The organism is Holdemania filiformis, from assembly GCF_003459085.1.
GTDB lineage: Bacteria > Bacillota_I > Bacilli_A > Erysipelotrichales > Erysipelotrichaceae > Holdemania > Holdemania filiformis.
Window position 1 is genome coordinate 233,123 of record NZ_QRUP01000001.1, and the last position, 14,356, is coordinate 247,478.

The following is a 14,356-nucleotide window of genomic DNA, read 5'->3' on the forward strand; positions in this document are numbered from 1 at the left end:
TCCCTAAAAAACGGCGATTGTAGACTTTCTTTGGAAGTTACTGGTCTGAATTCTTACAAATTTTTGAAGCTATGAAAAGATTTTCGTGTTATGATAAAAATCATCACGAGGAGGAATGAATATGGAAACTGAACAGCTGATTCAGCCGGTGGCGGCTTCGCTAAATGTAGAGCCGTCCCAGGTGCGAAATACATTAAAGCTTTTAGAAGAAGGCAACACAGTTCCTTTTATCGCGCGTTACCGCAAAGAAATGACAAAGGGACTGGATGAAGAACAGATTTTATTCATTCAGCAGCAGGTCCAGTATTTAAGCAATCTGGAAAAGCGCAAGGAAGACGTATTGCGGATTATTGAAACTCAGGGCAAGCTGACGGAGGAACTGCGTCAACAGGTTTTAGCCTGCACCAAGCTTTCGCAGGTTGACGATATTTACCGGCCATATCAACAAAAACGCAAAACCCGCGCGACGGATGCCGCGGCCAAAGGGCTGACGCCGCTGGCGGATTGGATCGCTTCCTGTCCGCGGTCGGGCGATCCGGCGCTTCAGGCTGAAAAATATCTGAACGATCAGGTCCCGACAGTGGAGGAAGCGCTGCAGGGGGCAAAGGATATCCTGGCTGAGCGGATCAGCGACCAGGCCAAGCTGCGCTGGAAGATCAAGGAACAAATTGAAAAATACGGCTTTATTCTCTGTAAAGAAAAGAAAAAGCACGAAGACGAAAACAAAGTTTATAAGATGTATTATGATTACAAAGAAAAGATCAGTACGCTGGCAAATCATCGGGTTATGGCGATCGACCGGGCTGAGAAAGAAAAAGTCATCACGGTGACCCTGGACTACAACCAGACGTTTCTGATCAACTATGCCATCCGCGGTGTGACGCATGACCGCACAACCGTCTGCCAGAGTCTGATTGAGGAAGCGGCGCAGGACGGGTTAAAGCGGCTGGCATTCCCTAGCGTTGAACGTGAAGTCCGCGGGGAACTCAGCGAAAAAGCGCAGGCGCAGTCGATTGAGATTTTCTCAATGAATGTTGAGCGTCTGCTTCTGCAGCCGCCGCTGGAAGGCAAAATGATCCTCGGCGTCGATCCAGCGTTTAGGACCGGCTGTAAGCTGGCTGTCATCGATTCTACGGGTAAGATGCTGAAAATCGACGTTTTCTATCCGCATCCGCCGGTAAATAAAAAAGCTGAAGCCAAAGCTAAACTTCTGTCAATTCTGAAAGAATATCCAATCGAAGTCATCGCAATCGGCAACGGTACAGCCAGCCGGGAAACTGAAAGCTTCATTGCCGAGATCATTCAGAAAGAAAATCTGAACGTCGATTACACGCTCGTTTCCGAGGCCGGCGCTTCGGTATATTCCGCCAGTGAATTAGCGCGGAAGGAATTCCCGGATCTGCACGTTGAGCAGCGCTCCGCCGTTTCGATCGCAAGAAGAATCCTGGATCCCTTGTCTGAACTGATTAAAATTGATCCGAAAAGCATCGGCGTAGGCCAATATCAGCATGATCTGCCCGCAAAGGCTTTAAATGAGCGATTAGATTTCGCAATCTTGAAAAGCGTCAACCGCGTCGGCGTCGACGTCAACACGGCTTCCAGCGAGCTTCTATGTCATGTTTCAGGTCTGACAAAAGCTTCCGCCAACGCGATTGTAACCTACCGCAACGAACACGGCCGCTTTGAAAACCGGCGGCAGTTATTGGAAGTACCGAAGTTAGGCGCCAAGTCTTTCCAGCAGGCAGCGGGCTTTCTGCGGATTCATGACGGAGAGGAACCACTGGATCAAACGCCGATCCATCCGGAAAGCTACCAGGCCGCTCACCGCTTATGTCAGCTGTTCGGCATCAGCCAGTTAGGCAGTGATGAATGCCGGGAGAAACTGAGCCAGTTAAATCTGGAAAAAACCGCAGAACAGCTGGACACGGACGTGTATACGCTGCAGGACATGATTGAAGCGATCTCCCAGCCGCTGCGCGATTACCGTGAACAATTTGACGGACCGATGCTGCGGCATGACGTCCTCACGCTGGAAGATCTGCATCCGGGCGATGAGTTGGAAGGTGTCGTTCGCAACGTCGTTGATTTCGGCGCTTTCGTCGATATCGGTCTGCACGAGGATGGCCTGGTCCATGTTTCCAAGATGGTGCAGGGCCGGATCTCCCACCCCAGCGAAGTTGTATCAATCGGCGACATCCTTAAGGTCTGGGTTTACGGGATCGATGCTGAACGTCACCGGGTTCAGCTGACCATGATTGATCCGCATCATTAATTAATAGAGCTGCCTTGGTCCCCTTAAGGGATTCAAGACAGTTCTTTTTTTAGCCACAAACTAATTTAGCTTGGTTTTTCCATTGTCCAAACGCTTTCGCTTGACACAGGCAACAATCTTAGATAAGATATATACAGACCAACCGTCGGTTTATAAGGAGGGGCTATGGCAAGAAATAAACACCCGGAACAAACGTTTGAAAAAATCGTCGTTACCGCGGCCAGACTTTTTGTTGAAAAGGGCTATGAACAAACCAGTGTTCAAGACATTCTTGACGCAACCGGATTATCCAAGGGCGGACTTTATCATCATTTCAAATCCAAGGAACAGATCCTGGACGCAGTGATGCAGCGGCGAATCCAGTACGTGAACAAGCGGTTTCAGGAACTGATCCGCAATACGCCTGGTAAAAATGCCAAAGAAAAACTGAAGAAAATTCTGGGGCAGCTGGCGGCGGACGCTGAAACGCATGCGCTGGATCAAGCTCTAGCATCCCAGCTCGATCCGCATTTTGTCGTTAACGGAATCCAAACCTGTGTTGATCAGGATGCGCCGATCGTTGCCGGACTCATCCGCGAAGGCAACCACGACGGTTCGCTGCACGTCCAACAGCCTGAGCTTTGCGCAGAAGTCTTCTTAATGCTGCTGAACTACTGGGCCAATCCCGTTTTATTTCATCGAAACAGTGAAGAAACTAAAGTTCGGCTGCGCTATCTGCAATCGGTGATGATCCAGCTAGGCTTAGATTTAATTGATGATTCGCTAATCGCTGATTTGATCCAAGCCTATGTCCAGTAATCGGATTTTCCCATAAAATTCAATCCAATTAAACTTAGAAACAGGCTGTAAGCAACAGCCTGTTTCTTACCAAACATAAAGACCGACGGTCGGTTTTATATCTTACAATCAATCTTCTTCGCTTCAATCTAAACCAGGATCGACCAGTTTAAAAACAAAAAATCAGGAGGTATTTATGAATCAAGAAAAATCATCGGTCACTGTCAAAAATTCCATCCCCTCGCCAAACGATCTGACGCAGGCCGCCGTGGTGCGAACACAAAAAGCATCTGTGAAAACATCCGCAATGACCCAAACTCTGATCGAGAAATCAAAAGCGCTGCGTACCCCTTCCCCGGCCGCGGATAAAATCGGAACGACGATCGGCGGAATCGCCAGTGTAGGTCTTCTTGTAGGCGGAGTAACTCAATTGATTCTAGGTTATTCCTTAACCGGTATCGGTACAGTAACCTTCGGCGCCGTCGCGTTATTGTCCAACCGTTACCATTATCATAAAATCAAGACACGGGAATAAGCGATTATTCCTTTGCAAAAGACAGAAAAAGCCCTGGAGATATGCGCTATCGATATCATACGACTTCTCATAATAAAAAAATGCAGTTTCAGATTTTGCTCTGTTTCTGCATTTTTTCATTTATTCAGCAGATGTTTCGTCTTCGTTATTTTCCCCGCCCGGTGTAGCACTCGGAGTTGGAACAACCAGCGAACTTGGCCGCGGAACTTCGACCGGCTGATCTTCAACCGGCAGCTCTGATGCCTGTACGGCATTCGCTGGCGGTGTATCGCCTTTATCGTCACCGCCGTCAATGTTCGGCCCATTCTGCGTAATGCTCAGCACCATCCGATAGCGAACCGGAGAAATGAACAAGGCATAACTGCGATCGTCCACGGTAACTGTTTCAATCGCTCTTGAGTAAATATCTGTCATTTCATAAATGTCCCGGTAACCTTCCGCACTGATATCCAAATACAGACGATAATCTCCTTCCGGCAGCTGACTTAAATCCGCAGCGCTGGTAAAGCAGGCATTCTTCATACTGAATTTCGATCCCAGCATCTCCGCATAGTCAACCGAGCAAGCCTGATTTTGCGCTTCCAACGGATAAGACACGCCATTTTCATCGACGGCGATCAAGGCATGGGAAGCTTGACTTTCTGCTTTGAACTGTGCGTTGTAAATCCAAGCCATACCGTTGAGATTCAGACGGCCGCCTTCCAGCGAAAGCTTCGTGTAATCAAACGCCGAATTACGTTTTGTCGGTTTGTTTATTAGCGAATAATCCAGATCGGATTTTTCAATGTTAATCTCATATCGATAGTTATACAGCTGATTTTGCACGATCCGCACACGATATTCACCCAACGTCTTCATTTCCGGCAGGAAATTGGAATCAAAGCTGGTCAGATTCGCGTACATTTTCACATCGCCGTTGCGGATCTGGATTTTAACTGAATAGCTGCCCGGCGTCAATGCCGCCAGATCAACGGAAGCGCTGAAATTGATCTTACTGTAAGTAAATCCATCATATAAATTGATCGGATTTGGCGCCAGCGACGTGACCGCTTCAATCGTTGTAACTTCATTGGTTTCCAGATTCGTCAGAAGCAATTGATGTGAAACCTCGGAATCCTCCTTGAAGTCATATCCATTGATAAACGCTGTGCCTTCGATAAGCAGCGTATGCTCATCTGCATATTCAAATTTGGACAGTGCCTGACGCACGGTACTCTTAAGATGATCGCCGGAATCGCCGCCCTCTTCGCTGCCGCTCAACTTCACCGACATGAACAGGACATTATCTTTCACGCTGAAGCTGAAGGTCTTATTGCCGACTTTCTTCGTTTCCGGCAGTGTTTCCAGTGCGCCGATGTAGAAACTGTTGTTGTAATCACTCAGCTCACTGTATTCCGTACAGATTTCGAAGAAGTAACTGCCTTCCGCCAGGGTCGTGAAGTCTAGCGTCTCCGTTTTAAAGCTGACCTGTTCTTTCTCAGAGACGGTACTTGTCAATTCAAATTCTTTGGTATCGTAATACTGGTTATAAACGACCAGCTTCTGCGTCACTTTATTGGAATCTGTGACGTAAATCCCCGGACGGTAGGCCTGTCCGTTCACGGCGATCAGATTGTCCTGCCACGTCATTGCAGCTACTTTCTGGACTGCGTCCCCGGTCGGTACTTTACCGATCTGACTGTTGTCAAAGATTCCGGCGGACAGCTTGGAAATCTTTGAACTTTGCAGATAACCGACGCTGTTCTGCCAGTTATAAGCTTCATAACCGTTGCCCTTATGCGGCACCAACGCTCCATCTGAACGGACGCCGTTGGTCGTCGGGAAACCAGTCCAGCCATTGCTTTCCGACTGCAGAATCACAGTGAAGTCATTCTGATAGGTTGCGCCATAGCGCGTTGTATACAGCGTCTGTGAATTTTCGTCGGCATAACGCTTAACCGCGGCGTCGTATTGATTGATAACCCCCAGCGAATAGGTGCCGTAATCCGTCAGCGAACCATCGTTGCCGGAAACATATTTATCGACCTGATAAGCCAGTGCCGCAATCTTTAATCCCCAATATGGGTCAGATGCGTATTTGACGTTAAACCCGCTGCCCTTATTGCCCAAATGAGAACCGAAGAATCGGGCGTCGTTAATATCCAGATACCCGCGCAGATTCACCGCCATGTGCTGCGTGACCGCGGATTCAATGTTGTCATATTGATCAGCGCTGCCGCTTGGATTGGAATCCACAGCATTCCAGCCGAACAGATTGTTTTTATTAATCGCAATGGAAGAACGGCCCCAGCCGGATTCCAAAAGTCCCATACAGAAGGCCAAAAGCGCATTGACACCGTAGGTTTCCTGCGCGTTGACAAAGAACCAGCCGGAATTCACCATCTTGGATTGATTGCTCTGAAGATGGTCATAATCATAAGCCACTTCGTTATAACCGCGGCTATTCAGGAAACCGTTCAGCTGATCGCCGTTGAATTTCGTACGGCTGCGCAGCGGCAGAAATTCGTAGTAGTTATAATACTTCGCCGGACTGCCTTCAACCATCACCGGATTCTGGAAATACCGGTCCGTATACAAAGCATGCATATCATTGGTGTAATAAACTGCGCCGACGTTCATCCAGCTTTCAGCCGGACCGATCGTCTGCGAATAATCCTGCGGCGTATCCGACTTGGCCCAATACGACCAGCAGTGATAGATCAGTTCTTTATAATTCCCGTTTTGCACAACCTCATAATAGCTCTGCCGCGGCTGCACCCAGAACGGCGATTCCCACGGACTGCCGTCGTTGTTGCCGCCTAACAAAATCCGCATGTTGTTGGTCAGGAATTTCGTCGGGATCAGATCAACCTGATCCAGATTGGTATATCCGTCAAAACCAGTCAGATTCACAGCGATCCGGCCGGAACCATTGCCCGTATTGTAAGAATAAGTTCCTTTATAAATCATTTCTCGGTGGCTGGTGACATAAGTTGTCTTTTCATTGGTTGTCGTCGACTGATACTGTGTAATATCCATCGTTGCGTAGGCCCGCCGCGAACTGCCGTCGGCATACCCGCGCCGGTAAGAATAGCTGGCCGCTACGCCTGAGGTCATCGCAATAATTTTTGTCGGTGATTTGCTGGAACTATGCCGGACGACGGCGTCGTTGCCATGCGCGTACATTTCATTTTTGGCCTGCGTAAAATCATTATAGCAGCCAATCGTGCTGAAACCACCGTTATCCGTAACATAAGCGACCTCGAAATTGCCGCAGCCCATCGGATAGGTTTCATCCGCTTTCACATCCATTCTTCCGTTAGCCGAGGGATAACCCTGAACCAACGTGACGGCCATTGCCAAAGCCAAGGCCATTTTCCAGATTTGTTTCATCGTCTTCCCCCTTCGTTATAAACTGACGGTAATTTCAATCCAGTTTTCCTGTCCCTTGATCTTCAGCTTCAACTTGCCTTGATAAGTGATCGGTTCCTTCTCCGGATTATACGTAATGAAGAATAAAACGCCGCTGTCTTTTTCCTTAATCGTTTTACCCAGGATGTTATCATATTTTTCTGAATGGAAATTCGAGGAAAGCGCCTGGAATGTATTCCCGCTGCCCTCGACCTGATAAACCGCGTCTTCAACAACCAGCTCATCGCCCCAAAGGCTGACCGCGTCCAGCCGGAACACATAGACTTCAGCCGTTGACGGCAGACCCGCAGTTTCCACGCTGCCATCATCAAAGGTTCGATACATTTCCTCGCTGGCGATCTGGAAAGCGACGCCGACCTGCATCTGGTATGTCTTGCCGTCAGTGATCACGTCTTCCGCGACGTACCCCAGCATCTCGCGGGTTCCCGTCGCTTCCTTCAGATTTAGCTGGATCGGCGCGTTATCGCCAAAATCTACATTAATCGTCGTCGACTGCGCCGTTTTATCCTTGATCGGCACAAAGATATTGGCGACGTAGCTGTTTTCCTTGGACACCAATTCAAACCAGACATTCTGCTTGCCGATATATAAACCATTCTTATCCAGCTGATCCAGATAGCTGTCGATGTCATTCAGCTTGACGCCTTCGGACGTTGCGAAATGCTCAAGCGAAATATTAATCGGTTCTTCCGCCTTCACCCGGATCTTCGCGATCGCAAACTGGAAATCCAGTTCATCAAAGCGATAGACCGTCGCGTTGACCAGATCGACCTCGACGGCGTCCAGTCCCTGCGTTTCCTGCGGTTTTTCCTGACCGCCTTGTTCGACCATCACCGGCTTTTCCGTTTCTTCAGGCAGCTGCGACCCGGAACGATCTTTCACGATCATTCCGAAGTAAATTGCCGCTGCGGCAAAGAGAATCAAGACGACAGCCAGGCCGCCGGCCAGCAGCATCGTCGTTTTATTCTTCATTTTTCTCATAAGTAACATTACCCCAGTCTAATGGTATTCTACCATAAACCGGGGCGCGTTAAAACCTGTTTTTCCTTACCAATATTAACCTTTCATCAAATCGACAAATAAATGCCGGCATAAGAAGACCACCGTCAGGATCGTCAGATAATCGGCGCAGGGCTGAGCCATGAAGATGCCCAGCTTGCCCAGCAGCGTCGGCAGAATCCAAATGATCGGAATATAAAACAAACCCTGGCGGGCGATCGACAGAAAGAACGCCGAACGCTTCTCTCCCAGCGCCTGCAGCAGCACCGCCGCGATATTATAAGCTCCAACGACCGGCATCGAGACCGCATAGCCATAAAGCATCATCCGGCCCATTTCGATAACCGCCGCCTCGCGGGAGAAGATCTGCACGATCTGCGGCGCCAGCGTAAGATAGAAGACCGCCGCAAAACAGCCGTATACCGTTCCCCATGTCAAGGCGCTTTTTAACGCCTGCTTCAGCCGCGGCCGGTTGCCGGCACCGTAATTATACGCCGCAAACGGCTGGAACCCCTGCGCGAAGCCGATGATCGCAAACATGACTAAATTCAGACATTTCTTGGCGATGCCGATTCCGGCCAGAAAATCGGTTCCATACACGCTGGCCTGCATTGCCAGACAGCTGTAAGTGATGCTTGGCAGCGCCTGACGGGCAAACACCGCCACCCCCAGGCTCAGAATCTCCTGCACCGCCGCCTTATCCAGCATCCATACCCGCGGATTCCAGCGCACAGCCTCCGCTTTAAACAATAACCTTCCCAACAACATGACCAACGACAGACACTGGGCCGCAGCCGTCGCCCACGCCGCGCCGGCGATCCCTAAATTCAAACCCCAGTCGAACATAAAAATCGGATCAAGGATCAGATTCGCCACCACCCCGGCAAAGATCGCGGCCATGGGAAAATTCACGTCGCCTTCCGCCCGCAGCAGATGGACGATCGTCAGCTTGATGATCTGCGAAAACGCAAAGACCAGTAAAATCGTCACATACTGCGCCGCATACATCGTGACGTCGCCTTCCGCCCCGAACATCCCCAACAATGGACCTAGGAAAGTAATAAACAAAATAGGCAGCACGATGGAGATCAAAACGACCAGCGTCATCGTCGTCTGAACGATCCGGCTGACCTGATCCCGATGCCCCGCTCCCAGCTGCCGGGAAATATAGCTGCCGGCGCTGACGCCGATCGACTCACCGAACGCATGCGTCAGCATCATGATCGGCATCGCGACCGTTGTCGCCGCGATCATCGCCGTGTTGTGCAGCTGACCGATGAAAAACGTATCCGCGATATTATAGATGGTTGTAACCATCGAGGCCAGGATGGAAGGCACCGCCAGGCGGATTAAAGCCTGCTTTACCGGCATGGAATCAAGAATCAACGAGCGGTCGGTATTTTTATTCATCGTCATAATATCATCACCGAATTAATTATCAGGCAATCACTTCAGAAAGTCAAACTTTGTCGAAACTTCCGGGATAAACTTTTGAATACTAATTTACTCCCATAAACTATTGTGATAAGATATTCACAGATAAATTATTTTACTATGGTAAATATTTTATCTAATTGAATTATTATGAGGAAGGAGAACTTATGAGTTACAAAAAAGGAATTTCCCGTCGTGATTTCATCAAAGGCGCCGCCGCCAGTGCGTTCGGCGTCGCAGCCGCAGGCCTGTTAGCCGGATGCAGCACGGAATCCTCGACCCCTGCCGCATCCCCGGACGCCTCCTCTGCGCCGTCCGCATCCACCGGCCGGATCACCGGCTACTCCGGTCCCGGCGACTGGCTCGGCGAAGCCCCGGTCATCAGCGATTACGCTAAGGAAGTCGATGTCGATGTCGTCGTTGTCGGCGGCGGTCACGCCGGCGTCCAGGCAGCTTTAGCTGCTGCGGAAGCGGGATTGAAAGTCGCGGTCTTAGAGCGGATGGAGGAAGACCTGTTTACCTGGTATGGCGAAGATATCGGCGCATTCAACTCCAAGCTTCAGCAGGATATCGGCTTCGGCACCTATGATCTGGGCGAAGTCGTCAACGAATTCGTCACCCGTTCCGGCGGACGCTGCTTCCCGGCGATCGTTAAGTCTTACGTCCACAATTCCGGTCCAACCCTCGATCACATGCTGGAAGTCGCCAGGGAAATGGGCGTTGATCCGAAGGCCTATACCTATGATAATACGCCGGAAGGCTGGCTGATCATGCAGGCCAACATGGATTACGAGAAAATTCAGGCCGGCAACGACATGTACGACTGCCTGCGCTACGATTATCCGATGACTCCGGGCACCAAAACCTGGGCGGCCACCGCGCAGTTTATGGGTCAGTACAACGAACAGCCGATCCAGGGCGTCGCGGCGAACTCAGTGCTGCCGTTGATCAACCAGGCCTGCATCGACAAGGCAAAGCAGTTAGGCGCCGAGTGGTATTACGGCACGGAAGCGGTCGTCCTGCTGCAAAACGAGGCGAAAGACATCATTGGCGTAGCGGGCAAAGCCAGCGACGGCAGCTATATTCAATTCAACACGGCCAAGGGCGTGATCCTGTGCGGCGGCGATTATGCTGGCAACGCGGATATGTGCTGGGCCTTATTGAACGAATACATGGAACGCTTTGAACGGGCCGGCGGCGAACAGCCGGACTTCTTCTCCTTCATGGGCGGACGCAAGGGCGAAGCGGTCAAGATGGGCTGCTGGGCCGGCGGCATGATCGAACCGGCGCCGCGCGGAAGCATGCTTTTAGGCGGCGGTCCGAGCGGTCCTTGGGGCTGCAACGCGATGCTGTGGCTCAACAGCGAGGGCGAGCGCTTTACCAATGAAGGCAACCTCTCCGCGGCGCAAACCGCCTGCGCCCGTCAGCCGGAAGGCACCTTGTGCTTAGTTACCGATAAGAAATGGCTGAAATCGGTTTGTGCTTCGGGTCTGGAACACGGTGGACCGAATGCCGGCCGGCCGCAGTATTACATCGATCTGATCAACGATATGGACGCGCTGGTCAGCGGACCGGAAGGCGGCACTATCCGCGGCTGCACCGTTGCTGAACGCATGGAATCCACGGTCATCAAGGCGGACACACTGGAGGAGCTGGCAGACTACTTAGGCTATACCGGAGCGGCGAAAGAAACCTTCCTGGCCTCGATCGAAGCCTACAACCAGCTTTGTTACGCCGGGAAAGACACCGATTACGGCAAAGACGCATCCTGCATGATTCCAGTCGACGAAGCCCCGTTCTACGCCGTTAAGAGCGAGAAGAACGACAAGCCAACGCCGATGATGGTCACCATGTCCGGACTGGTTACCGATAAACGCCAAAATGTACTGGACATGAGCGGCAAGAAGATCAAAGGGCTGTATGCCGCAGGCAACTGCTTAGGCGGACGCTACGGCTTAGGCTACTCCACTCCATGCGCGGGCAACTCGATCGGCATGGCGGTGACGCATGGCCGGCTGGCAGGTCAGTTCATCAGCGAGGAATAAGATCTGGGCGACGGAACACCGTGAACGGTTCCGCCGTCTTTTTTATACAAAAAGCCAGAAGCTGTGAAACGGGAATCCCGCCGTAGCCGCTGGCTTTTCTGCTTTATCGCTCAGGTTTAAATTCACTAAAAACTGTCCGCAGCCTTGGCAGCCGCTTTCGCTTTTATCATTAGAAGATCTTCATCGCATTCCTGCGGCGTCCATTCGATTTCAAGATCACAGCGAACACCGGACGCCTGATCCGCAGCCCAGGCTTTGCGGCGGCTGATCGGATAATCCAGCTGAAACATATCGTCGAACACGACGGAAATCAGATTGCACGTTTGATAGCGGCCGCTGCTTTGTCTTCCGACAAGCGTGCAGCGGGGTGAACGGGAGGCGAGATCGGCCAGTTCTTCCGCAACCCCGGCGGTAAACAGATCGGTGATCAGCGCCGTTCTGCGCTCTGGGTGAATCGGCTGAATCAAAGCATCTTCCTCTGCGCCCCAGTCAGCTTCCGTTTCCAGAACCCAGCCCAGACCCGCTTTCGCTTCCAGTTCTTCGATCATTTCGCAAGCGATGGGCGCCAGATCCGGGTCCGCGGTCATCGTCTTCAGCTGGGCAATCCGACGGCGGCAGTTTTTCTCTGTATACAGGGTCAAAAGCCCCTGTCCTTCCATGACCTCGCACACCGGGACGGATTGATCCAAAACATAGGGAAGCAGGCAGAACATCGACGATTCCCAACCTTCCTCACAGCGTCTGAGATCCAGAATCATCGAGTCCGCTTCATTCAGCAGCGCTTTATTTTCTTCCACCAGATGTTCCAGCGTTTCGTCAATCCGCTCGATTCTCAACACCGCAATCCCTTCATCTACGGTAATCGTATTCGTTTTTGATATTTCTGTCTTGGCAAAGCGGCGCAGCGGGATATCCCAGGCCTGTCCGTTCCGGCGCACCGTGATCTGATCGGCCATTTTCAGAAAGCCTGTCCAGATCTGGCGGTCATTCTGATCAGAATAAAACACCCGTTTCTTCAATGTTTCCGTATAAAAACGCAGCGGCTGACCGTTGATCGCGATGATCTCATCCTTCGGCCGCAGCCGGTCTTCCCCGTGTACTTCGCTGACGATCAGAATTTCGCCGCTCCGTCTTGTAAAAAAGCCGTTAGTGAACGGTTGGTAATCGGTGTCAGGACGACGTGAGAAACGCAGGTTGCGGTCGCCGGTTTCCGCAAGATATTGATTGACCTGACGATAGAACAAATCCGCATCCAGTTCTTTTTTCATAAACGCCGTGCCGATGGTATGGACATAAGGCCGCGGATCATGGCGCTCCTGGCCCATCGCAAAGCCGGCGTAATCTTCTTTAATCGTATGGACAATTTCTTGAAATAACTGATCGTATCGGGGCATAAAACTCCTCCTTTGCCGCTGGTGTCATTGTACCATAGTCCGCTTCGGGCAACAAGGTTTACTCTAGTAAATTATTAAGCATCCCCGCTATCTCCGCATTTCTTTCTGCCCTGCCGCTTTCCCAGTTCAGTTTCAATTTCGCTGACGCGATGGATTTATCTGCGCTTCTTTCTCATAAAGAAAAAACCGCTGTATAATGGCGGTCAGGGTAATAAATCGGATTTATGCCGGCGTTTGTGTTCATACATCTTCTGATCCGCCTGGGCAATAACATCCGCAACCGGTTCATTTTGAGCTAACGTCCATCCAACCGACACGGCTGGCAAACGTTCCTCTTCTCTTCGAACTTTATCTAATTCCTCTTGAAAATTTTCACATGCTTTTTCTACAGCCTTCCGATTGGGCTTGAGGACCAGGACGCAGAACTCGTCGCCGCCCACCCGGAAACATAGACCCAATTTGAAAAAAGCCTTCTTGATACACATTGAAACGATCATCAGACAATGATCACCATAGGGATGACCATAGCGGTCGTTAATACTTTTGAAATCGTCGATATCAAACATGATCACAGCCAGATCCGTCTTCCGTGGATTCAGCTTCGAAAGATTAAATTCGTAGATTCGCCGGTTCAGCAACCCCGTCAGCCCGTCAATCTGATGCAGCAGGTCGCAGCAATACATATAATATAAAACGATCGCAAACGAGATGCACAGCCATGAGATATGAAGCTGCGGACAAAGCACCTGTCCCATACACCCGATCGCAACGAAACTAAACAACATAATGGGAATGGAACGGTTATTGTTCTGATAACGCTCGATCACGGATAAAGTCTGAATTAAAAGATAACACAAAGAAAATGTATAGGCAAGCACATACACCCCAAAGAAAGGCCCTCGCCCATAGTCATTCTGAGCGTTGACAAAGAAAATCAACGGCCAGAAAGCAGAACCTGCCGCAGCCAGAAAATTAACCACAGCTGGAATGGCAAGCAGACACAACGCTTTCTTCTGGTGATTATCGATCGCGCAGCCAACCGCCAAAGGAATCAGCGGCGAAAGTGAAAAACCAAGGATATTCGCTACAAGGTGCGGGATACGCAATGCGGCATCCGCACCTTCCAAGTAAAGCGTGGCGGTTTCCGCTAACGTTACAATCACAACCATCCAGATTGCCAAGCGGAAAAAATTCTTATTTGAAATTGTTGCCGTATCGCTTTTCTTTACGATCTGATCCAGAAGGAGCAGCGCGGCCACGGCCACGCAGGAAACTGCAAAATAGAACGTCCGCATAGACATACCTCTTTTTTCAGGATGCATTGAAATTATTATATCACAGGTTTGTCATGATATCAGGATAAAATCAGAAATCAACTTTACTTCTTTCTTTATCAAAGAAGCGGCAGGTTAAGACCTCTTGGATAAAAACTAAAGTCCTTTGTCCGCACGGTAATTCCTGCACAGAAATAAAAAACGATTTCCTGATT

9 protein-coding genes are annotated in these 14,356 nt (G+C 50.4%); 4 read left to right on the plus strand and 5 right to left on the minus strand.

Translation table 11 applies throughout. The features are described from left to right. Positions 1 to 115 precede the first annotated feature (115 nt). The 3 genes from DWY25_RS01205 to DWY25_RS01215 all read left to right on the plus strand — a co-directional run bounded on the left by DWY25_RS01205 (position 116) and on the right by DWY25_RS01215 (position 3,584). Positions 116 to 2,272 (plus strand): Tex family protein, encoded by a 2,157-nt coding sequence (locus tag DWY25_RS01205; protein WP_420809855.1) that lies wholly within the window; start codon positions 116 to 118, stop codon positions 2,270 to 2,272. Positions 2,273 to 2,437: 165 nt separating this feature from the next. Then, on the plus strand, positions 2,438 to 3,070 hold the full coding sequence (locus DWY25_RS01210) for a TetR/AcrR family transcriptional regulator (protein ID WP_117892687.1): 633 nt from the start codon (positions 2,438 to 2,440) through the stop codon (positions 3,068 to 3,070). 175 nt (positions 3,071 to 3,245) lie between these two features. Further along, on the plus strand, positions 3,246 to 3,584 hold the full coding sequence (locus DWY25_RS01215; RefSeq protein WP_117892690.1) for a hypothetical protein: 339 nt from the start codon (positions 3,246 to 3,248) through the stop codon (positions 3,582 to 3,584). 120 nt (positions 3,585 to 3,704) lie between these two features. Here DWY25_RS01215 and DWY25_RS01220 read toward each other — a convergent pair whose 3' ends face one another. The 3 genes from DWY25_RS01220 to DWY25_RS01230 form a co-directional block, all read right to left on the minus strand. Further along, a complete protein-coding gene (locus DWY25_RS01220; RefSeq protein WP_117892693.1) occupies positions 3,705 to 6,956 on the minus strand; it encodes a glucosaminidase domain-containing protein in 3,252 nt (1,083 codons plus the stop codon). Positions 6,957 to 6,971: 15 nt separating this feature from the next. Beyond that, a complete protein-coding gene (locus tag DWY25_RS01225) occupies positions 6,972 to 7,976 on the minus strand; it encodes a hypothetical protein (protein ID WP_147336648.1) in 1,005 nt (334 codons plus the stop codon). Positions 7,977 to 8,051: 75 nt separating this feature from the next. Continuing rightward, complete coding sequence (locus DWY25_RS01230) at positions 8,052 to 9,410, minus strand: MATE family efflux transporter (protein ID WP_117892699.1); 1,359 nt, start codon at positions 9,408 to 9,410, stop codon at positions 8,052 to 8,054. A gap of 185 nt (positions 9,411 to 9,595) precedes the next feature. On the opposite strand from DWY25_RS01230, the gene DWY25_RS01235 reads away from it, so the two are divergent. Beyond that, positions 9,596 to 11,473, plus strand: a complete 1,878-nt coding sequence (locus DWY25_RS01235; RefSeq protein WP_117892702.1) for an FAD-binding protein — start codon at positions 9,596 to 9,598, stop codon at positions 11,471 to 11,473. Between the two features lie 125 nt (positions 11,474 to 11,598). On the opposite strand, the gene DWY25_RS01240 is transcribed toward DWY25_RS01235, so the two are convergent. After that, the gene (locus DWY25_RS01240; RefSeq protein WP_117892705.1) at positions 11,599 to 12,867 is read right to left on the minus strand and encodes a S41 family peptidase; all 1,269 of its coding nucleotides are present in this window, start codon (positions 12,865 to 12,867) and stop codon (positions 11,599 to 11,601) included. Positions 12,868 to 13,070: 203 nt separating this feature from the next. Next, on the minus strand, positions 13,071 to 14,162 hold the full coding sequence (locus DWY25_RS01245; RefSeq protein ID WP_181981642.1) for a GGDEF domain-containing protein: 1,092 nt from the start codon (positions 14,160 to 14,162) through the stop codon (positions 13,071 to 13,073). Between the last annotated feature and the right edge of the window lie 194 nt (positions 14,163 to 14,356).

Excerpts from the sequence above, each read along its gene's own strand:
- DWY25_RS01225 (WP_147336648.1), bottom strand. The coding sequence starts at position 7,976 with ATGAGAAAAATGAAGAATAAAACGACGATGCTGCTGGCCGGCGGCCTG.
- DWY25_RS01235 (WP_117892702.1), top strand. The coding sequence starts at position 9,596 with ATGAGTTACAAAAAAGGAATTTCCCGTCGTGATTTCATCAAAGGCGCC.
- DWY25_RS01245 (WP_181981642.1), bottom strand. The coding sequence starts at position 14,162 with ATGCGGACGTTCTATTTTGCAGTTTCCTGCGTGGCCGTGGCCGCGCTG.
- DWY25_RS01205 (WP_420809855.1), top strand. The coding sequence starts at position 116 with ATGAATATGGAAACTGAACAGCTGATTCAGCCGGTGGCGGCTTCGCTA.
- DWY25_RS01220 (WP_117892693.1), bottom strand. The coding sequence starts at position 6,956 with ATGAAACAAATCTGGAAAATGGCCTTGGCTTTGGCAATGGCCGTCACG.
- DWY25_RS01210 (WP_117892687.1), top strand. The coding sequence starts at position 2,438 with ATGGCAAGAAATAAACACCCGGAACAAACGTTTGAAAAAATCGTCGTT.
- DWY25_RS01215 (WP_117892690.1), top strand. The coding sequence starts at position 3,246 with ATGAATCAAGAAAAATCATCGGTCACTGTCAAAAATTCCATCCCCTCG.
- DWY25_RS01230 (WP_117892699.1), bottom strand. The coding sequence starts at position 9,410 with ATGACGATGAATAAAAATACCGACCGCTCGTTGATTCTTGATTCCATG.
- DWY25_RS01240 (WP_117892705.1), bottom strand. The coding sequence starts at position 12,867 with ATGCCCCGATACGATCAGTTATTTCAAGAAATTGTCCATACGATTAAA.